The 19,905-nt window shown below is 73.8% G+C and carries 19 protein-coding genes; 6 read left to right on the top strand and 13 right to left on the bottom strand.

Annotated features, from left to right (window positions below):
• Positions 1 to 30 precede the first annotated feature (30 nt).
• Positions 31 to 3,042 carry a type I DNA topoisomerase gene (gene topA, locus CFRA_RS01265; protein WP_075663116.1) on the bottom strand — a complete coding sequence of 1,004 codons (3,012 nt, stop codon included), beginning with the start codon at positions 3,040 to 3,042 and terminating at the stop codon, positions 31 to 33.
• Between the two features lie 247 nt (positions 3,043 to 3,289).
• Here topA and CFRA_RS01260 point away from each other — a divergent pair, with 247 nt between their 5' ends.
• Positions 3,290 to 3,916 carry a DedA family protein gene (locus CFRA_RS01260; protein ID WP_075663115.1) on the top strand — a complete coding sequence of 209 codons (627 nt, stop codon included), beginning with the start codon at positions 3,290 to 3,292 and terminating at the stop codon, positions 3,914 to 3,916.
• 186 nt (positions 3,917 to 4,102) lie between these two features.
• Here the strand turns inward: CFRA_RS01260 and CFRA_RS01255 are convergent, their stop codons facing one another.
• A complete protein-coding gene (locus CFRA_RS01255) occupies positions 4,103 to 4,306 on the bottom strand; it encodes a cold-shock protein (RefSeq protein ID WP_075663114.1) in 204 nt (67 codons plus the stop codon).
• A gap of 416 nt (positions 4,307 to 4,722) precedes the next feature.
• On the opposite strand from CFRA_RS01255, the gene CFRA_RS01250 reads away from it, so the two are divergent.
• On the top strand, positions 4,723 to 7,059 hold the full coding sequence (locus tag CFRA_RS01250; protein WP_075664787.1) for a DEAD/DEAH box helicase: 2,337 nt from the start codon (positions 4,723 to 4,725) through the stop codon (positions 7,057 to 7,059).
• A gap of 56 nt (positions 7,060 to 7,115) precedes the next feature.
• Here CFRA_RS01250 and CFRA_RS01245 read toward each other — a convergent pair whose 3' ends face one another.
• The 7 genes from CFRA_RS01245 to ssd all read right to left on the bottom strand — a co-directional run bounded on the left by CFRA_RS01245 (position 7,116) and on the right by ssd (position 12,438).
• The gene (locus CFRA_RS01245; protein ID WP_075663113.1) at positions 7,116 to 7,430 is read right to left on the bottom strand and encodes an Rv3654c family TadE-like protein; all 315 of its coding nucleotides are present in this window, start codon (positions 7,428 to 7,430) and stop codon (positions 7,116 to 7,118) included.
• A gap of 101 nt (positions 7,431 to 7,531) precedes the next feature.
• A complete protein-coding gene (locus CFRA_RS01240; protein ID WP_245797620.1) occupies positions 7,532 to 7,867 on the bottom strand; it encodes a hypothetical protein in 336 nt (111 codons plus the stop codon).
• A 97-nt stretch (positions 7,868 to 7,964) separates the two neighbouring features.
• Complete coding sequence (locus CFRA_RS01235) at positions 7,965 to 8,159, bottom strand: DUF4244 domain-containing protein (RefSeq protein ID WP_075664785.1); 195 nt, start codon at positions 8,157 to 8,159, stop codon at positions 7,965 to 7,967.
• 286 nt (positions 8,160 to 8,445) lie between these two features.
• Positions 8,446 to 9,123 (bottom strand): type II secretion system F family protein, encoded by a 678-nt coding sequence (locus CFRA_RS01230; protein WP_075663112.1) that lies wholly within the window; start codon positions 9,121 to 9,123, stop codon positions 8,446 to 8,448.
• Entirely contained in the window at positions 9,120 to 9,944 is an 825-nt protein-coding gene (locus tag CFRA_RS01225; RefSeq protein ID WP_075663111.1) for a hypothetical protein, read from the bottom strand. The genes CFRA_RS01230 and CFRA_RS01225 overlap by 4 nt, the downstream gene beginning before the upstream one ends.
• Positions 9,941 to 11,185 (bottom strand): TadA family conjugal transfer-associated ATPase, encoded by a 1,245-nt coding sequence (locus CFRA_RS01220; RefSeq protein ID WP_083666759.1) that lies wholly within the window; start codon positions 11,183 to 11,185, stop codon positions 9,941 to 9,943. Before CFRA_RS01220 ends, CFRA_RS01225 begins: the two co-directional genes overlap by 4 nt.
• A complete protein-coding gene (gene ssd / locus CFRA_RS01215; RefSeq protein ID WP_075663109.1) occupies positions 11,182 to 12,438 on the bottom strand; it encodes a septum site-determining protein Ssd in 1,257 nt (418 codons plus the stop codon). Before ssd ends, CFRA_RS01220 begins: the two co-directional genes overlap by 4 nt.
• Before the next feature lie 585 nt (positions 12,439 to 13,023).
• On the opposite strand from ssd, the gene CFRA_RS01210 reads away from it, so the two are divergent.
• The 3 genes from CFRA_RS01210 to CFRA_RS01200 all read left to right on the top strand — a co-directional run bounded on the left by CFRA_RS01210 (position 13,024) and on the right by CFRA_RS01200 (position 15,567).
• Entirely contained in the window at positions 13,024 to 13,854 is an 831-nt protein-coding gene (locus CFRA_RS01210; protein WP_075663108.1) for an HAD family hydrolase, read from the top strand.
• Between the two features lie 189 nt (positions 13,855 to 14,043).
• Positions 14,044 to 14,547 carry a phage holin family protein gene (locus CFRA_RS01205; protein ID WP_075663107.1) on the top strand — a complete coding sequence of 168 codons (504 nt, stop codon included), beginning with the start codon at positions 14,044 to 14,046 and terminating at the stop codon, positions 14,545 to 14,547.
• 33 nt (positions 14,548 to 14,580) lie between these two features.
• Positions 14,581 to 15,567 (top strand): alpha/beta fold hydrolase, encoded by a 987-nt coding sequence (locus CFRA_RS01200; RefSeq protein ID WP_083666757.1) that lies wholly within the window; start codon positions 14,581 to 14,583, stop codon positions 15,565 to 15,567.
• 67 nt (positions 15,568 to 15,634) lie between these two features.
• Here the strand turns inward: CFRA_RS01200 and CFRA_RS01195 are convergent, their stop codons facing one another.
• From CFRA_RS01195 to nth, 4 genes are all read right to left on the bottom strand, one after another.
• On the bottom strand, positions 15,635 to 16,825 hold the full coding sequence (locus tag CFRA_RS01195) for a MarP family serine protease (RefSeq protein ID WP_075663106.1): 1,191 nt from the start codon (positions 16,823 to 16,825) through the stop codon (positions 15,635 to 15,637).
• A gap of 210 nt (positions 16,826 to 17,035) precedes the next feature.
• The gene (locus tag CFRA_RS01190) at positions 17,036 to 17,752 is read right to left on the bottom strand and encodes an NUDIX hydrolase (protein WP_156888027.1); all 717 of its coding nucleotides are present in this window, start codon (positions 17,750 to 17,752) and stop codon (positions 17,036 to 17,038) included.
• Positions 17,753 to 17,910: 158 nt separating this feature from the next.
• Complete coding sequence (locus CFRA_RS01185; protein WP_075663105.1) at positions 17,911 to 18,540, bottom strand: TlpA family protein disulfide reductase; 630 nt, start codon at positions 18,538 to 18,540, stop codon at positions 17,911 to 17,913.
• Complete coding sequence (gene nth, locus CFRA_RS01180) at positions 18,537 to 19,424, bottom strand: endonuclease III (protein WP_415684444.1); 888 nt, start codon at positions 19,422 to 19,424, stop codon at positions 18,537 to 18,539. The genes CFRA_RS01185 and nth overlap by 4 nt, the downstream gene beginning before the upstream one ends.
• 218 nt (positions 19,425 to 19,642) lie before the next feature.
• Here nth and CFRA_RS11960 point away from each other — a divergent pair, with 218 nt between their 5' ends.
• The gene (locus CFRA_RS11960) at positions 19,643 to 19,771 is read left to right on the top strand and encodes a hypothetical protein (RefSeq protein ID WP_281247458.1); all 129 of its coding nucleotides are present in this window, start codon (positions 19,643 to 19,645) and stop codon (positions 19,769 to 19,771) included.
• Positions 19,772 to 19,905: the final 134 nt, after the last annotated feature.

Below are 19,905 nucleotides of genomic sequence, written 5' to 3'. Positions count from 1 at the left end.
GCGCGCCCCGCCGGGTCTGCTCGGTTCGGCCTACTTGCGGCGGCTGCCGGCGCGCACCACGTTGCGGGTGGTCTGCGGCGGCTTCTTGGCGGCCTTCTTCGAGGTCTTCTTCGAGGTCTTCTTCGTCGACTTCTTGGTCGACTTCTTCGAGGACTTCTTCGAGGACTTCTTGCCCGCCTTCTTGGTGGACTTCCTGCCGCCACCGTCGGCGGCGACCTTCGCGCGGCGCTCCGAGAGCAGCTGGTTGGCGCGCTCGTCGGTGATCGTCTCCGGCGTGTCGCCGCGCCGCAGCGAGGCGTTGGTCTCGCCGTCCGTGACGTACGGGCCGAAGCGGCCGTCCTTGACGCTCATCGGGCGGCCCGAGACGTCGTTGTCACCCAGCTGCTTCAGCGGCGGACGCGCCGCCTGGCGGCCGCGGCGCTTCGGCTCGGCGTAGATGCGGCGGGCCTCGTCGAGGGTGATCGTGAAGATCTGGTCCTCCTCGGCCAGCGAGCGCGAGTCCGAGCCTTTCTTCAGGTACGGGCCGTAGCGGCCGTTCTGCGCGGTGATCGTCTCACCGTCGACCGGGTCCACGCCCACCTCACGCGGCAGGGAGAGCAGCTTGAGCGCCTCCTCGAGGGTCACCGAGGCCGGCTGCATCGACTTGAACAGCGAGGCCGTCTTGGGCTTCAGCTCCGCGTCGACGATCTCCGCGATGCGCTTGTCCTTCTGCTTCGCGGCGGTCTTGGTCTCCCAGTTCTTCTTGCGCTTGCCCTCCTCGGCGCGCTGGCGGTCCTCCTCGGCGCGCTCGGCGGCGACGATCTCCTCGGCGTGCGCCTCGGACTTCTCGCGCTCGTCGTCGCGCACGACCTCGGTGACGTAGGGGCCGTAACGGCCCTCCTTGGCCACGACCATGCGCCCGTTGGCGGGGTTCTCGCCCAGCTCACGGCCGCCCTGCGGGGTGGCGAAGAGCTTCTCGGCGTACTCGAGGGTCAGCTCGTCCGGCGTGGTCGCCTCCGGCAGGTTGGCGCGCTGGTACTCCGGCTCGCCCTCCTCGGTGGTGCCCACGCGGCGCTCGATGTAGGGCCCGTAGCGGCCCACGCGGACCACCACGGCGCGGCCCTCGGAGTCGTCGAAGAGGTGCAGCGAGTTCACCTTGCGGGCGTCGATGTGCTCGAGGTTCTCGCCGACCAGCGACTTCAGGCCGCCGCGGCGCGCGATGGCGTCCGCGAGGTCCTCCGGGGCGTCGGCGTCGCCGAAGTAGAAGCCCGTCAGCCACTCGGTGCGGTCCTCCTCGCCGGCGGCGATGTCGTCGAGCTCGTCCTCCATCGAGGAGGTGAAGTCGTAGTCGACCAGCGCGGCGAAGTTCTCCTCGAGCAGGCCGACGACGGCGAAGGCCACCCAGCTGGGCACCAGGGCGTTGCCGCGGGCGAACACGTAGCCGCGGTCCTGGATCGTCTTGATGATCGAGGCGTACGTCGACGGGCGCCCGATGCCGAGGTCCTCCATCTTCTTGACCAGGCTGGCCTCGGTGTAGCGCGACGGCGGGTTGGTCGAGTGGCCCTCGGCGGAGATCTCCGCGGCGGTCAGGAAGTCGCCCTCGTCGAGGCGCGGCAGCCGGCGCTCGGCGTTGTCGGCGACCTTGCGGCCGTCGGAGAGCTGCGAGGTCTCCACGTAGACGCGCAGGAAGCCGGGGAAGGTGATGGTGCGACCGGTGGCGGTGAACTCGGTGTCCTCGCCGTCGGCGGTGGCCGCGGTGATGTTCACGCGCATCGAGGTGCCCTTGGCGTCGGCCATCTGGCTGGCGACGGTGCGCTGCCAGATCAGCTCGTAGAGCTTGTACTCCTCGGCGTCGAGGCGGCCGTGCAGGGAGCCCGGGGTGGCGAAGGACTCGCCGGCGGGGCGGATGGCCTCGTGGGCCTCCTGCGAGTTCTTGACCTTGCGGTCGTAGTGGCGCGGCTTGGCGGCGACGAACTCCTCGCCGTAGAGCTGGCGGGCCTGGGTGCGCGCGGCGTTGAGGCCCTGCTGCGACAGCGCGGTGGAGTCCGTACGCATGTAGGTGATGAAGCCGTTCTCGTAGAGGCGCTGCGCGATGCGCATCGTGCGCTCCGAGGTGAAGCGCAGCTTGCGCCCCGCCTCCTGCTGCAGCGTCGAGGTCATGAACGGCGCGTACGGGCGGCGGGTGTACGGCTTGTGCTCGACGTCGGCGACGGTGAACCGCGCGTCGGCCAGGCCGGCCTTGAGCGCCTCGGCGCGGGCGGAGTCGACCACGACGACCTCGTCGCGGGACTTCTTCAGCTGCCCGCGGTCGTCGAAGTCGCGGCCCTGGGCCACACGGCGGCCGTCCACGGCGGACAGCCGGGCCGGGAAGGTCGAGGGGTTGTCCGGGTCGGCGTCGCTGGCGCCGGTGTCCAGGGTGGCGGCCAGGTCCCAGTAGTCGGCGGAGATGAACGCCATGCGCTCGCGCTCGCGCTCGACGATCACCCGGGTGGCCACGGACTGCACGCGCCCGGCGGACAGGCGCGGCATGATCTTCTTCCACAGCACCGGGGAGACCTCGTAGCCGTAGAGGCGGTCGAGGATGCGGCGGGTCTCCTGGGCGTCGACGAGGTTCTCGTCGAGGTCGCGGGTGTTCTCCGCGGCGGCGAGGATGGCCGGCTTGGTGATCTCGTTGAAGACCATGCGCCGCACCGGCACCTTGGGCTTGAGCACCTCGAGCAGGTGCCAGGCGATGGCCTCGCCCTCGCGGTCGGGGTCGGTGGCCAGGTAGAGCTCGTCGACCTGCTTGAGCTTCTTGCGGAGGTCGGCAACCTTCTTCTTCTTGTCCGGGCTGACCACGTAGAGCGGGGCGAAGCCGTGGTCGGTGTCCACGCCGAGGCGCGCCCACGGCTCCTTCTTGTACTTCGCGGGCACGTCGGCGGCCCCGCGCGGGAGATCGCGGATGTGGCCCACGGAGGCCTCCACGATGTAGTCGTCGCCGAGATAGGGCTGGATCTTCTTCGCCTTCGTCCCCGACTCGACGATGACCAGGCGCTTGACGCCCTTACCGCCGTTGTCTGCCACGCGGTCTCATCCCTCTCGTTTTTCTCTGCTGAGGTCGGCGGCGGCGCGGGCCCCGGGGCGGGGGCGAACTTCGGCCCCGCGCCCGGCGGCCGACCCCGACCCTCGGGGCGCGCCGCGCTGACCGGCCGGTACACCCGGCCCGGGAAATTCTGTTCTACACCGTACACAGTTATCTTTACGTCGCACGCAGCCGCATTAGAATCAGCCGAGTACCACCCGCCCTCTTCACCCCCGCCGGAGGCCCCCAATGGCAGACCAGCTCACCGTCCTCATCGAGGCTGTGCTGGGCTCGTGGTGGTTCTATCCGCTGCTGGCCTTCTTCATCGTCGGCGACGCCCTGTGCCCCCTGCTGCCCAGCGAGACCATCATCACCGCGGGCGCGGCGTGGTCGGCCAGCCGCGGGGTGCCGGACATCTGGGCGGTGTGGACGATCGCCGTGGTCGCGGCCGTTCTCGGCGACAACATCTGCTACCTGCTGGGCACCCGCCTGGTGATGTTCGTGCGTTCCATGCCGCCGAAGTCGAAGATGGGCCGGGCGGTCGACTGGGTGGAGAAGTCCATCCGCACCCGGGCGGCGATGACGATCATCGTGGCCCGCTTCGTGCCCTGGGGCCGCTGGGTGCTCACGATCATGCTGGGTGCGATGAAGTACCCCTGGTGGCTGTTCTTCCTCATCGACTCCGTCGGCGTGCTCGTCTGGGTCAGCCAGGCGGTGCTCATCGGCTACCTCGGCGGCTGGGTGCTGCAGGACTACCCGATTCTGGGCATGATCCTCGGCGTCACCCTCGGCGCGCTGGTCGGCGTGCTCATCGACCGGGTGCGCCAGTACTTCTCCGACGCCCACCAGGTGCGCACGGGCACCTCGCGGGCTTAATCCCTCAATTTCCGACGTCCCGGTGGTCGCCGCCGGCGCGCCCGCGCGACGTCGCCGGTGGCGCGCGCCTGCGGCGCGCCTCAGGCGCAGGATGCGCCGGGCCTCCGGCGCAGAAAACCCCGGCGTCCCACTCGGGGACGCCGGGGTCTCGGCTGCGCGGGGATTCAGACCCCGCGGCGGCGCGGTTTAGAGGGCGCGGACCTGCTGGGCCTGCGGGCCCTTGGTGCCCTCGCCGATCTCGAACTCGACCTTCTGGTTCTCCTCGAGGGTGCGGAAGCCGCTGCCCTGGATCTCGGAGTAGTGGACGAAGACGTCGGAGGAGCCGTCATCGGGGGCGATGAAGCCGTAGCCCTTCTCAGCGTTGAACCACTTCACGGTTCCCTGTGCCATTTCAGTACCTCTTTTTCGGTGGCTGGTGGTGGATGGTGGTCATACCGAACTTCCAGGTACGACTCCACCGCCTGAAAGGACTCCGGAGACCGGAGGGCCTTGAAGGGGGAAGAAGCATCTGGACGCCCGCGTCAAGCTTTTCTGCGAGCGCCGTGTGAAACATGAAACACTGCGCGAAAAATCTGCGACCAGCCCTCAGTGTTCCACAAAAGGTCGCGCGGCGATAGGATCAGGTCCACCGAATAGGCAGAAATCGCCCCCACCCGGGGTCTCCCGGGCCGGGGGCGGCCGGTCACGCCCAGCGCGCGGACCGGCTTCCGGGACAGCGAGGCGGCGGTACGAGGGTGGACGAGGCGACGCACGCCGGCACGCACGACGGCACCACGACCGGCACCCCCACCGGGCTCGGTGCGGAGCTGACCGACCTGATCCTGCGCCGCTTCCCCGAGTCGACGTGCACCTACCGCGGCACCATCCCGGCGCGCCCCGCGCGGTACGCCGACTGGCCGGGGTGGGTGCACCCGGGGCTGCGCGCCCACCTGGAGGAGCGCGGCGTCGGCAAGCCGTACACGCACCAGGCGGAGGCGGCGCAGCTCGCGCACGACGGCCACGACGTCGTCGTCGCCACGGGCACCTCCTCGGGCAAGTCGCTGGCCTACCAGCTGCCCGTGCTGACGGACCTGGCCGCCGACGAGACCGCCTGCGCGCTCTACGTCACCCCGACGCGCGCGCTGGGCTCGGACCAGCTGGCCGCCACGCTGCGGCTGACCCGCGCGGTGCCGGGGCTCTCCGGGGTGGCACCCGCCCCCTACGACGGCGACACCCCCACCGAGGCGCGCCCCGGCATCCGCGACCACTCGCGCTGGGTGTTCACCACCCCGGACATGCTGCACGTGTCCGTGCTGGCCAACCACCCGCGGTGGGCGCGGCTGCTGCGGCACCTGCGCTACGTCATCATCGACGAGTGCCACACCTACCGCGGCGTCTTCGGCGCGAATGTGGCGCTCGTGCTGCGCAGGCTGAGCCGCATCGCGGCGCACTACGGGTCGCACCCGACGTTCGTGCTGGCCTCGGCGACGACCGCGGAGCCGGCCGCGCACGCCAGCCGGCTGACCGGCCGGGAGGTCACCGCGGTGACCGAGGACGGCGCGCCGACGGGCCGGCGGACCCTGATGCTGTGGGAGCCGGGCTTCATCGAGGGCGCCGAGGGCGACAACGGCGCGCCCGTGCGCCGCGCGGCGACCACGGAGGCCGCCGACATCATGGCCACGCTGATCGCCCAGGGCGCGCGCACGCTGACCTTCGTGCGCTCCCGGCGGGCCGCCGAGACGGTCGCCCTGCGCGCCGCCGAGGGGCTCTCCGCGCAGGGCCGGCCGGACTTCGCCCGCCGGGTGGCCTCCTACCGGGCCGGCTACCTCGCCGAGGACCGCCGCCGGCTGGAGCGCGAGCTCGACGAGGGCACGTTGCTGGGTGTGGCCACCACCAACGCCCTCGAGCTGGGCATCGACGTCGGCTCGCTGGACGCGACGGTCACCGCGGGCTTCCCCGGCACGGTGGCGTCCTTCTGGCAGCAGGCCGGCCGCGCGGGGCGGCGCGGGCAGGAGTCGGTGGTGGTGCTCGTCGGCCGTGACGAGCCGATGGACACCTACCTGGTGCACAACCCGGACGTGCTGCTGGGCCGCCCGGTCGAGCGCAGTGTCTTCGACCCGGCCAACCCCTACGTGCTGCGCGGCCACGTCTACTGCGCGGCGGTGGAGAAGCCGCTCTCCGACGCCGAGGTGGACGCCCTGGGTGCCCGCGACGTGGTGGCGGGACTCGCCGCCGAGGGACTTTTGCGCCACCGCCCGCGCGGCTGGTTCCCCGCCCCGGTGCCGGCGGGTACCGGGCAGCTGAGCCCGGAGACCGCGCACACCCAGGTCTCGCTGCGCGGCTCGGGCGCCGAGGAGGTCATGATCGTCGACCAGACCGACGGGCGCCTGCTGGGCACCGTCGAGGGGGCGCGGGCGACGGCGCAGGTGCACCCCGGGGCGGTCTACCTGCACCAGGGCGAGTCCTTCGTGGTCGACGAGCTGGACTGGGATTCGTCGCTGGCGCTGGCGCACCCGGAGACCCCGGAGTACTCGACGCACTCGCGCGGGCAGACGGCCATCCGCATCATCGGCGGGCCCGACGACGACGGCATCTTCAACCCCTCCCCGGGACTGTGGGTGGCCTCGGTGGAGGTCGAGGTCACCGACCAGGTCACCGGCTACGTGGTCAAGCTGCCCGACGGCTCGACGGTGGACAACATCCCGCTGGACATGCCGCCGCAGGTGCTGCACACCCGGGCGGTGGCCTACACCGTGGACCCGCTGGTGCTCTCGGCGGCCGGGATCGCCGCGGCCGACGTCCCGGGCACGCTGCACGCCGCGGAGCACGCGGCGATCGGCATGCTGCCCCTGATCGCCACGTGCGACCGGTGGGACCTCGGCGGGGTGTCCACCGCGGAACACGCGGACACCGGCCTGCCCACGGTCTTCGTCTACGACGGGCACCCGGGCGGGGCCGGCTTCGCGGACTGCGGCTTCGAGCGCTTCGCCGAGTGGATCGAGGCGACCTTCGAGGCGGTGCGCTCGTGTTCCTGCGAGTCGGGTTGCCCCTCGTGCGTGCAGTCGCCGAAGTGCGGCAACGGCAACCAGCCGCTGGACAAGGCCGGGGCGATCAAGCTGCTCGGCGCGATGGTGACGATGTGCGCGGGCGGCGCGGGGCGCTGAGCCCTGCGCGGAGGCGCTGAGGCTGCGCAGGAGCACTGAGCCGCCCGGAGCGTGCCTCAGAGCGGCCCGGCGCGGGCCACGCCGCCGCGCCCGGAGACGGTCACGGTGACCACCACGTCCTCGCCGTCGACACGGCAGGCGGACGGTTCGGCGTCGTTGAGGCGCGCCGTGGACTCGGCGACCGGGCAGGCGGGCTGTCCCTCGGCCAGCGCGGTGGCCGCGGCGACGGCGGCCATGTCGGCGGCGACCTGGGCGCGGTGCAGGGCGATCAGGGTGGCCGCCACGGCGGCGAGGATGACGATGACGCCGGTCAGCGCCGCGGCGAGGCTGGCGGCCAGGATCGTGGCGTAGCCCTCCTGGTCACCGAGCACGCCGCGGACGGTGGGTGTGCCGGGTCCGCCCCGCCTGGCGGACCGGGCGGGGCGAGCGGGGCGAGCGGGGCAATCGGCACGCCGTAGGCGCACGGGGCCGTTCACCGGTACTCCACCGGGTAGGCGGCCTGCGCGGTCAGCTCCCCGATCGGGGCCCGGACGGTGGCGGTCGCGGTGACCACCCCGCCGGACTCGCGGACGGTGAGACTGCCGCGGTCGAACTGCACGCCGTCGACCCCGATGGCGTGCGCCCGGGCGGCGGCACCGGCGGCGTCGACGGCGGCGAGGTAGCCGGCCAGCGTGACGGCCCCGCCGACGAGCGCCGTGAAGACGATGACCAGGCAGGCCACCCCCACCGCGGCCTCGACGGTGACCGAGCCGGCCTGGTCGGCCAGCTCAGCCCGGCCGCCGGTGCGCGACGCGGGGATGTTCGGCACGCCCCCTCGCCGCCCGGGGTCCGGCTGCCCGGGGCTGGTCTGCCCGGGGCTAGGCTGCCCGGGCCCTCGCGACGGTGTCGACGCCACGGTGCCCACCTCAGTTCGGGGTGCTCGAGAGCGCGTCGTTGATGATGCCCTCGAGGGCGTCGCTGACCGCGTCGCTATTGATGATCATGTACAGCACGGCCGCCAGCGCCGCGGCAGCGAGCGTGCCCATGGCGTACTCGATCGTCGAGAGCCCGTACTGGTTGCCGAGGATGCCGCGCACCTCCTTCGACTCGGCATCGGGAATCGGCTGGTCAGCGGCAATGACGCGGTCACGGGTGCCGGCGCCGGCGGTGGCCGCGGAGGTCTGGGCCCCGGCGTTCGCGGGGCTCTCGCCCATTGCCCGGGCGGTGGGTACGGCGGCGGTCGAGGCGGTCGTGGTCTGGTCCGTCGTGGTCTGGTCGGTCGCGTGGATCGTGGTCGTCGTCATGGTGGGTGTCCTCTCGGATCGGTCGGGCCGGCGTGGCCCGCGGTGGTCAGTCCAGGTCAGTCGGTCAGGTTCAGATCGGTCAGGTCGAGGTCGGTTCCCTTCTTCAGCCCAGGATGTTCCCGGCGAGGCCGAGGACCACGGGGGCCAGCCCGAGGACGAAGAAGGCGGGCAGGAAACAGAACGTGAGCGGCATGGCGATCAGGACGCCGGCCCGCTCGCCTGCGGCCGTCGCACGGTCCTCGGCGCGGCGGCGCAGACGCTCGGAGATCCGCCCGGCGGCGGCGGCCACCCGGGTGCCGGAGGCCGCCGATCCCGCCGCCAGCGCGGCGAGGTCGGACAGCCCCGGCACCCCGGCCGTCGGCTCCCAGGCCCGCTCGGGCTCGGCGCCGACGGCCAGGAGGCTGGCCACCGTCCGCCAGGTCCCGGCCAGGGGCTCCCGGCTCGCCTCCCCCGCGATCTGTGCTGCGACCGCGGGCGCGAGCCCGGCGGCGGTGCACGCGGCGTACAGGTCGATGTCGGCGGCGATGTCCAGCAGCAGCCGGTCCCAGCGGCGGGTGCCCTCCTCACCGAAACCCAGGCGTCGGGCCAGGGCTCCGGCTGCGGCGGGCAGCCGGGCGGTCTTCTCCGGGTGCGTCACCCGCGACGGTCCGTCGCGGGCACGCGGACCTCCGGCCACTCCCCCGCTGGCCCCGGCGGCCCCGTCGGCGGCGTCGAGCCTGCCGCCCGGCGTGGGCGGCGCCCAGCAGACCAGCGCGAGCGCGAGCGCGAGTGCGGTGATCATCGCGCCACCCCCGAGGCCCGGGCGATGATCACCCGCGACCAGCCCAGCCCTGCGGCGATCAGGGCGATCCCGGCGACCAGGAGCAGCCCGCCGGTCCCACCGCCGGTGAGCACGGCCAGGGGGTTTGCCCCCATCGCGGTGCCGAGCCCGATGCCTGCCAGCGGCAGCAGCGCGAGGATCACGGCCGTGGACTGCGGGCCGGTCAACGCCGCGGCCGTCGACTCGCGGTGGCGGCGGCGTTGCTCGACGCGGGCGCGGGCCTGCTCGACCAGGGCGGCCGTGGGCAGCCCGTGGTCCTGCGCGGCGTGCCACAGCCCGGCCAGCTGCTCGGCGTCACGGTCGCCGTCCCCGACGGCGTCTCCGCCCGCGCTCTTGGCCCCGCCGCCCGCAGCCGCGGCGCCACCGGTCAGCGCGAGGGCGAGCGCGGCGACGTGGGCGGGGTCCTTCTCCCGGGCCCCGCGGGCGGCCGCCGCCACGGCCCGCGACGCCGGCGCACCGGCCTCGAGCTGTCCGGCGAGCAGCCCCAGGAACGTAGCGGTGGCCTCCTCCCGGCGCTCCCGCGCCCGCCGGGTGCGCCAGGTGCGCCAACCGGCGACCGCGGCGGCGACCGCGACGGCCCCGGCCAGCGCGGTGGTGGTCTGCCCGGCGCGCACAACGACCACGGCCACCCCGGTCACGCCGAGTACCGCGGGCAGGATCCGCACCGAGAACCTCCCCGTACCGGCACGCCGCGACAGCGCACGCAGCCGGATCCGCGGGGCGGGTAGCCACGCGACGCAGACACCGGCAGCGAGCAGCAGGGCGAGCTGGACCGTGCTCATGGCTCTCCCCTCCCCCGGTGGCGCCCGCGGTCCAGCCCCGGGGCGGCCGGTCCGGCCGGTCCGGCCGGCGCGGCGACCGACCCCGTCCCGACCAGCTCGGGGGCGTCGGCGCCGTCGCGGTCCAGGTCCCAGGCGGGCACGAACTCGACCGCCGCGTCGGCGCGGGTGCGCGCCACGCCGATCTGGGCGAGCCGGCGCACCCCGTCCGCGCCGCGGCGCATGACCAGCACCGCGGTGACGGCCGCGGCCAGCTGGGAGTGGGCGGCCACCCGATCCAGCCCGCCCATGGCGGCCAGGGCCTCCACCCGCGCGGGCACCTCCCCGAGCGAGTTCGCGTGCAGCGTGCCGGCCCCGCCGTCGTGGCCGGTGTTCATCGCGGCGAGCATGTCCACGATCTCGGCGCCGCGGATCTCGCCGACGACGATGCGGTCCGGGCGCATGCGCAGCGCCTGGCGCACCAGATCGGTCAGGGTGATCTCGCCGCTGCCCTCGACGTTGGCGCGACGCGCGGACATCGAGACCACGTGCGGGTGACGCGGACGCAGCTCCGCGGTGTCCTCGATGCAGATGACCCGCTCGCCGGCGCCGACCTCCCCGAGCAGCGCGGAGAGCAGCGTGGTCTTGCCGGAGCCGGTGCCGCCGACGATGAGCAGGCTGCGCCGGGCGGCGACCAGCCCCCGCAGCCGCCCGGCGGTCACGGCGCTGACGGTGCCGGCGGCGACGAGCCCGTCGAGGTCCAGGTTGGCCTGGCGCAGCACGCGCAGGCTGATCAGGGTGCCGGTCTCCGAGGGCGGGGCGAGCACCGCGTGCACGCGCACCACGGTGCCGTCGTCGCGGCGCAGCCGGCCGTCGGCGAAGGGCTGGGCATCGTCGAGGCGCCCGCCGGAGGCGACGGCCAGGCGGGCCGCCAGGCGACGCACCTCGGCGTCGTCGGTGAAGCGCACCCCGGCGCGCTCGAGGCCTGCACCCCGGTCGAACCACACCTTCTCCGGGCCGTTGACCAGCACGTCGGTCACCCCACGCAGCGCGAGCACCGGCTCGAGCGGCCCGAGCCCGGTCGCCTCGTCGCGCAGCGCGCGCAGCACCTCGAGCAGGTCGAGGTCGCTGATGACCCCGGCCTCCTCACGCACGGTCTCGGCGACATGCGCCGGATCCCCCGCCCCGAAGGCGTCGCCGGGGCCGCGCTCGCGCGCGAGCCTCGCCTGGACACGCTCGACCAGTTCACGCCGTTCCACGCTCATCGCGCACCCCGCAGCTCGTCGAGGACCAGCCCGGCCACCCGCGCCAGCCCGCGCGGCGGACCGCCCAGCCCGCCGAGCTCGGCGCGGCGGGCCAGGCCACGGTGCGTGGGCAGCTCGCCGAGGACGCGCGCCCGGGTGAGCCCCGCGACGTCGTCAAGCGTCAACGACGACCATCCGCGGTGGCGCACGAGCACGCACGCGCCGGTGCGCCGGGACTCCAGGCGCGCGCAGAGGCGCGCCGCGGCGGCGGTGGGGCGCACCTCGGCCGGGGTGAGCACGACGACGAGGTCGCAGGCGTCGCTGACCTCGTCGGTCATCGGGCCCCACGGCGGCAGGTCGACGACCACGGTGGCGGCCTCGCGGCGCAGCACCCCGAGGGCGGCGACGACCTCCCCGGGGCCGGGGCCGGCCGCGGCGGCGAGCACGGAGCGCCCGGCGGTGAGCAGCCACACACCCTCGCGGGTCTCGGGCAGGGCCTCCACCAGGTCGCCGGCGGGGATCTCGCCGCGGGTGAAGTCGACGTCGCCCCAGCGCAGGCCCGTGGTGTCCTCGTCGCCGGTGAGCAGGTCGAGCCCGCCGGAGTTGGCCACGGCGTCGACGAGCGCGGCCGTGCCGTCGGCCGCGGCGACCACCGCGCAGGCCGCGGCCAGCGTACTCGCCCCGGCCCCGCCGCAGGCCCCGGCGACGCCCAACACCCGTCCGCGTCCCGGTTCCGCGGCCGCGCGGGGTGCACGTGGTGCGTCACCGCCACCCGGGCCCCGTCGATTTCCGACGCCGCGCCTGCGCCCGTCGCGCTCCGAGGTGCCGTCGTGCGGGGCGCGCCCGGGGCGGGCGCGCGTGGAGTCGGTGCCGGCGGCGTCGACGGGCGCTGAGGTGGCGCCGCGCAGGGCGGCGCCGAGGGCGGCGAGCAGCTCGGGCGACTGGGCCGGGACCACGAAGCCGGGCACCAGGGCACCGCCGACCTCGACCTCGGGGGCCGGGCCGGGGTCGGCGGCGACGGCGAAGACGCCCGGGCGGGCTGTGACGGAGTCGAGGTCGGCGGCCGCGGCGGCGTCGAGGATCACCGCCGCCGCCCGCGGGAGGTGGCGGGCCAGCTCGGCGGCGCGTTCGGCCTCGTCCTCGACGTCGACGAGCAGGTCGAGCAGCGGGCGGCCCGCGGCGGCGGCGACGTGGACGGCCTCCGGGTGGGCGGCCGGCTCGGCGACGGCGACGAGGATGAAGCGCTCGCGGCCGGGCGACGGTGCAGTGTTCATGGCCCCGATACTCGCGGTCCCCGCGCCCACGTGACGGGTCCGCCTGCGGGCCTGTGGAACACCCCCACAACTTGCGCATGTGTCACCGAAAATCTGTGGAGAACGCTCCGGCGCCGGGCGCGGATGCGCTACGGCGTCGCACCACTCGGGGAGCCTGCGTGACCTGCGGGACCGGACACCCACCCGGGAAACCCGCGTGACCTGCGGGGCCGGGTACCCGGGTGCGGACATAAAGGACGGCCCGCGCCTCGGGGGGGGGTGTGCGCGGGCCGTCGGTAACCCGGCCTCGGGGGGATGGCCGGGGCAGGCCGCACGGTATATCGGGGCCTTGCAGAACCGATTATGGCACAGCGGGGGTGAACGAGGCAAGACGTGGAACGAATTTCTTCGAAATTATCTTCGGCGCCACACGGCCGGCCTCCCCCGACCGTCCGCCCCGGCCTCCCCCACGGGCGTACGCCCCGCTCAGCGCGACCCCGCACCCCTCCCGACACCCCGCCGCCGGCACGCCCCAAAAACCACAATGCCCCCACACGCCACAGGCGTTTCGCGGTCGACGGAGTGAATCTGGCTAGACTGTGCCCCATGACGTCGACGCAGAGGAACGCGGGCGGGGCACTCCGTCGCGCCGGCCGGGTGGCCGCGTTCTTCGACCTGGACAAGACCGTCATCGCCACATCGTCGACCTTCGCCTTCGGCCGCGAGTTCATGCACAAGGGCCTGATCTCCCCCGTCGAGGCCCTGCAGATGACCCTGGCCAAGACCAACTTCATGATCTCCGGCATGTCCGCCGAGCAGATGGACTCCACTCGCGACCAGCTGACCGCGCTGATCGCCGGCTGGTCCGTCGAGGAGGTCCGCCAGATCACCGAGGAGACCCTGCACTCGGTGCTCGTGCCCACCATCTACGCCGAGGCCCGCGAGCTCATCCGCTTCCATCAGCTGGCCGGCCACGACGTGGTCATCGTCTCCGCCTCCGCGGCCGACCTGGTCCGTCCGATCGCCGCCGAGCTCGGCGTCACCGATGTGGTGGCCACCGAGCTCGAGGTCCGCGACGGCCGCTACACCGGCGAGATCCTCTCCTACAACAAGGGCGAGGCCAAGGGCGAGGCGCTCGCCGAGCTGGCCCGCAGCCGCGACTACGACCTCTCGGCCAGCTACGCCTACTCCGACTCGGCGACCGACCTGCCGATGCTCCAGGCCGTGGGCAACCCCGTGGCCGTCAACCCCGACCGCGCACTGAAGAAGCACGCGCTGGCCGAGGGCTGGGAGATCCGCGCCTTCAAGGACCCCGAGCCGCTGTTCACCGCGCCGACCGCCCGCGAGGTCGGCATCGGCACCGGGGTGGTCGCCGCCGTGGCCGCCGCCGCGGTGGGCGGCTGGTGGCTGCTGCGCGGGCGAGACTCGGGATCCTGAGGCCCCCGCGACCCGCCCGGGCGGGCCCTTCCCCCGCGGTCCGGACCACGTGACGGCTACCATGGTCGTAAAGTGATGCGGGACAACGGCGCGCGGACGCCCCGCCCGTGGCACCATCGACAACGTTAGAATCAGCTGCGGCACCGGCCCCGGCCGAGAACAAAGACCCCCAACGGGAGGAACCCAATCGTGAGCAAGCAGGACGGACTCTTCACCGAAGGCGCGGACAACTTCGCCCCGCGCGCCGACAGCATTCCGCTGAGCGACGTCGACGCCTCGAACGGCCAGCAGTCGGTGGGCACCCTGGTCAGCAACGCGACCGCGCAGATGTCCTCGCTGTTCCGCTCCGAGCTGGAGCTGGCCAAGACCGAGCTGGCCGCCGAGGCCAAGAAGGGCGCGATCGGCGGCGGACTGTTCTCGGTCGCCGGCGTGATCGCCCTGTACAGCTCCTTCTTCTTTTTCTTCTTCCTCGCCGCGCTGATCTCCGTCTGGCTGCCCTGGTGGGCCGGCTTCCTGATCGTCTTCCTGATCATGCTGGCCACCGCCGCCGTCCTGGCGCTCTTCGGCTGGCGCAAGGTCAAGAAGATGGGCGCACCGAAGCGCACCATCAACTCCGTCGGTGAGCTGAAGAACCTCGTCCCGGGCAAGGCCCAGGACAAGCTCGAGGGCGCCAACCGCGGCCTCTACAGCTAGCCGACCCCGAAAAACAGCCGGAGCCCCCGCACCATGGCCGCAGCACGCGACGCCGCAGGTGACGGGGGTTCTTCCGTGCCCGCCCAGCCCAGCGCCGCGAGTGCGGGCGCCGGCGGGGGCCTGTCGCCCTCGACCGTCGAGCTGGCCGGGCCCTTCACCCACCGCTTCGTGCACCTGCGCGGGGTGCGCCTGCACGTCGCCGCCGCGGGCGACGTCAAGGACCCGCTGGTCATCCTGTTGCACGACGCCTTCGGCGGCTGGTTCGACTACCGCGACGTGCTCGCGCCGCTCGCGGCCGCGGGCTTCCACGTCGTCGCCCTCGACGCGCGCGGCTACGGCATGTCGGACAAGCCCCCGGCCGGCGCCGGGCTCGACGTGCTGACCGCCGTCGGCGACGTCACCGCGCTGATCCGCGTGCTCGGCCACGATGACGCCGTGCTCGTCGGCGCCGACTCCGGCGGGGCCGTGGCCTGGTGCGCGGCCACCGCGCACCCCGGCCAGGTCCGCGCGCTGGTCTCCGTCGCCGCCGCCCACCCGGTCGACATGCGCCGGGCGATGGCCGCCCGCCCGGTGCGCTTCCTCCCGGCCCACCTGCGCGCGGGGCTCGCCCGCCTGCCCGGCGCGCACCGCCTGCCGGACCGCCTCGCCGCCTGGCTGCAGCGGCGCATCCTGGACCGTTGGACCGCCCCGCAGTTCCACGGCACCGCGCTGTACGACGCCGCGTTGGACCTGCGGGTGCGCGCCATGCGCATCGCCTCCGCCCTGCCGGGCGCGGCGCGCTACGCGCGCCTGACCACCAGCGTGGTCCCCCCGAAGTGGCTGGGCACCCCGGTGACCGTGCCCGTGCTGGCCCTGCAGCCGGACCGGCCGACCTTCCGGCACCTCGCCCGGCGCGCCCGTAAACGGTGCACCGCGCGGATGAACGTGCGCGAGCTGCCCGGCACCGCGCGCCTGCCGCACGTGGAGGCCCCCGGGACCTTCGCCGCGGCCGTGGCCGCGTGGCTCAACGAGCTGGACTGACGGCGGCGACGGGACCGCCCACGCCGCACGGCGCGGGCGTCGTCAATCCCGGTCAATCCCGCGTGACTCAGTGCGCGACGCACTCGCCGGTGCCCACCGGCGTGGTCAGCCGGGAGACGTCGCCGACGCGCGCGTGCACCTCGGCGGCGGTGAGCGCGTAGCCGGTGTCGGACTCGTCGAGGCTGGCGCCGAAGACCACGCCGAGGACGTTGCCCTCGGCGTCCGTCATCGGGCCGCCGGAGTTGCCCTCGCGGATCGTGCCGCGCACGGTGTAGGCCTCGCGCTCGACACGCCCGGTGGCGTAGATGTCCGGCCCGGCGATGGTCAGCTTGCTGCGGATGCGCGCCGGCGCGGCCTCGAAGGGGCCGGAGGCCGGGAAGCCCATCACGATCGCGTCCTGGCCGGTGATCGCCGGCTCCTCGGCCCACTGCAGCGGCTCGAGGCCCAGGTCGGGCGCGTAGAGCACGGCGATGTCGACCTCGGGGTTGTAGTAGACGACGTCGGCGTCGCGCAGCCCCAGCACCGTGTCCAGGCGCACCGTCTCGGTGCCGGCGACCACGTGGGCGTTGGTCATCACGTGGTCGGGCCCGACGACGAAGCCGGAGCCGAGCAGGCGGCGCCGGCAGCTGTCCGCGTCGCCGAGGACGTGGATGACGCTCGGGCGCAGCTTCTCCACCAGCTCGGTGTTCTCCACCTCGATGCGCGGGGCCTCGACCTCGGGGGAGTCGACGGGCTCGAAGGGCGACAGCGGTGGCAGGCCGGAGTCGTTGAGCATCGCCGCGATCTTGTTGGGCAGCTGGTTCCAGGACTGCGGGGTGACGCGGTCGACGCCGGAGAGCACCTTCGAATTGTGCACGCCGGTGGCCACCCGCCCGCCGAGGCCCGCGGCCAGCGGCAGGGAGACCAGCCAGGCGACGAGGAGCAGCGTGACGGCCTGGAAGAACGCGCCGATGCAGGAGTCGATGCGCAACGAGGAGCGCATCTTGAACGAGCGGCGCAGCTGGCCGCCCACCACGGCGCCGGCGACGTTGCCGATCGCCACGAACAGGATGAGGATCGCCGCGGCCAGCAGCAGGCGCAGGCCGACGGAATCCGTCAGGCGCAGGGCGACGGGGATCAGCCCGGCGCTGACCACGAGCCCGGAGACGACACCGAGGGTGGACAGGACCGAGGTGGTCGCACCCTGGCGCCAGCCGGTGATGAACGCGGCGAGCGCGGCGATGACGACGACACCGTCGACGATGAGTCCGGCTGTCACGTGGTTGTACTTCCTCGTCCGTGCGTCGGGTGCGGATTAACTGCCGTCACCTTACTCTTAACGCCTCCGCGTGTGGGTCCTCCCCGTGTGCGCCCCTCCCCCGCGCGGCGCGCTCGCCCACCGCCCCGGCCGGTGCGGGAACGCGCACGCTCAGCACGCCGGCCGGCGCAGCGCTCAGCACGCCGCTCAGCGCACCGCTCAGGGCACCGCTCAGCGGAGGGTCTCGTTGTTGCGGGACTCGGCCAGCGCCTCGCGCAGCGGCCGGGCGGGGCGTTGCGACCACGGCCGCTCCCAGCCGGCGGTGCGCAGCATGCCGTCGAGCACCGCGGCGGTGAAGCCCCAGACCACGTAGCCCTCGACGGCGAAGGCCGGTCCCCGCCACGGCCCCCAGGCCACGGTGAAACGGCGCCCGGGGTCGACGAGCTCGGCGATCGGGGCGGAGAAGACGTGGTCGGTCTCGGCGGGGCTGGCCACCCCGACCTCGGCCGGGGTGTGCCACCAGGCCAGCACGGGGTGGACGGGCCGGCCGGTGCGTCTGACCGGCACCGCACCGAGTTCGGCCAGGGGGCTGACGGCGGTGCGGTCCAGACCGGTCTCCTCCCAGGCCTCGCGCAGCGCCGCGTCGACGGGGCCCGCGTCCCCCGGGTCGATGCGCCCGCCGGGGAAGGCGATCTGGCCGGCGTGCGAGCGCATGTGCGGCGAGCGGTGCGTGAGCAGCACCGAGGCGTCCGCGGCGGTCTCGCCCGAGACGGCGACGAGCACCGCCGCCCCGCGCGTGTCGCGTGCGGTCTCCGCTTGCCGACGTCCCGTGCGCCCCGCCGGGCGCACTGAGTCACCGTCGCCGGCGCGGCCGGTGAGCCGCTCGCGCAGGCGGCGCACCTCGCGGCTGCCGCCCTCGCCGTCGAGGCCCGTGACCAGGCGATGCATCCAGTCCGGGGCGACCTCCGGGCGCAGGGTGACGTTGTGGCCGGGCCGGTCGGCGGCCGGACCGGGGCGCGGCGCGGCGCCGGCGGGGTCGGCGCCGGCGGGATCGGTGGCGGCGGGATCGGTGGCGGCAGAGTCGGCCGCGGGGTCGCGGTAGTCCATCAGGCCTCCAGGTCCGCCTCGAGCTCGGCGAGCGAGGTGTACGGCTTGGGCAGGGTCTTCGTCACCTGGCCGTCCTCGACGAGCAGGGTCACGGGCACGACCGCCGGCAGCGAGAGGCCGCCCTGGAAGGCGCCCGAGTCGTCCTGGAAGCTGGGCAGGTCCACGCCGAGCTCCTCGAGCAGCGCGGCACCGCGCGCGCCGTCGGGGTCGGCGTGCACGCCCACGACCCGGTGGTCCGGGTGCGCGGCGGCGTACTCGGCGATGACGGGCAGCTCCTCGCGGCACGGCGCACACCACCAGGCCCAGACGTTGACCACGGTCGGCGTGCCCGCGGAGACCTCGCCGTCGGATTCGGCGCCGCCCAGGCAGTCGAGGTCGACGCCGGCGACCGTGGCGCCCGGGCAGTCCGGGCGCGCGGGCACGTCCGCCCGCTCACCGGCGGCGTCACCCGGGCCGGGGCCGCCCGGGCCCTCGGGGCCGGACTGGTTCGCCGGGTCGGCCTGGCCGGCCGCGCCGGGGGTGTCGCCCGCACCGCCGTCGCCGGCGGACTGCATGCGCGGCACGAGCGCGGCGATCAACGCCACGCTGGCGACGATGACGATGACGTAGGCGAGAAGGTGTCGTTTCATCGCGCGGCCTCCTTGTCGTCGGTGCTTCCGTCCACGCCACCGGCGACGTCGGCGGTACCGCCGGCGTCGGCCACCGGGGCGTCGGAAATTCCGGCCATGGCCAGGATGTGCTCCCGGTTGTCGCCGCTGACCAGCTCGGCGGCGGCCTCGGGGTCGACGGGGCCGGCCGCACCGAAGGCGGGGCAGTCGTAGGCGACCGGGCAGGCGCCGCAGGCCGCGCGGCGGGCGTGGCAGACGCGGCGGCCGTGGAAGATCATGCGGTGGGAGAACATCGTCCACTCGCTCTTCTCGATCAGCCCGGCGATCTCCCTCTCGACCTTGACCGGGTCCTCCTGCTCCGTCAGCCCCATGCGCCGCGCGAGCCGGCCGAAGTGGGTGTCAATGGTCAGGCCGGGCAGCCCGAAGGCGTTGCCGCGGACCACGTGCGCGGTCTTGCGGCCCACGCCGGGCAGTTTCACCAGCGCGTCAAGGTCCCGGGGCACCTCGCCGCCGCGCTCGGCGACGAGTGCCTGGGACAGGCCGACGATGTTGCGGGCCTTGGCGCGGTAGAAGCCGGTGGGGCGGATGATCTCGGCGACCTCGGCGGTGTCGGCGGCGGCCAGCGCGGCCGCGTCCGGGTAGCGGGCGAAGAGCGCCGGGGTGACGGAGTTGACGCGCACGTCGGTGGTCTGGGCGGACATCACCGTGGCCACGAGCAGCTCGAAGGCGTCGCGGAAGTCGAGCTCGGCGTGCGCGTCGGGGTAGACGGCGGCGAGCGTGCGGTTGATGCGGCGGGCCCTGCGGGTGCGGCCGAGGTCGGTCTCGCGACCGCGGGCGGCCGGGTGCGCGCCCGGGCGCCGGCGCTTGCGCGGGGTCAGGGAGCCAGAGCGGGCGGTGGTGGACACGGACGCCATCCTACCGGGCACACGTGGGCAGCCACGGGAGGTCTGACCACCGCATAATCGGGCATGAACGGACACGAATGTTGTACCCCCACAGGCCTGACCAATGGCCCCGATCGGCTCTGACCATGCTTTTTGGTCTAGAACTGAACAATGTTCCACCAAATTCGGGTGCCCGTTTTCTTGGTATCGCGTGCCACTCTTCTGTAGTATTGGGAGTCATGTCCATCGTCGCCGCATTTGTCGCACCGTGTCTGCTGGGGGTGTTCGCCCTCGGACTGGAACAGCTCGAGCGCGCCGCCTTCAGTACCGGGTCCGCCAGCGCGGGCTCGACAGAGGCACCGGCCTGACCGGAGAGACTCTGGACTGCACGGCCAGAACCGAATGCCCGGGCCGCCGAGAAATTCATTCAGTTGCATGTGACCGGCCAGCGTAAAACCTGGCGGTGTGACCGACCTGACGGTAGGGTGTACCCGGACGTGCA

The organism is Corynebacterium frankenforstense DSM 45800 (genome assembly GCF_001941485.1).
Taxonomy (GTDB): domain Bacteria; phylum Actinomycetota; class Actinomycetes; order Mycobacteriales; family Mycobacteriaceae; genus Corynebacterium; species Corynebacterium frankenforstense.
Note: the sequence above shows the minus strand (reverse complement) of the source record. Positions and strands in the feature narration are given on the sequence as shown.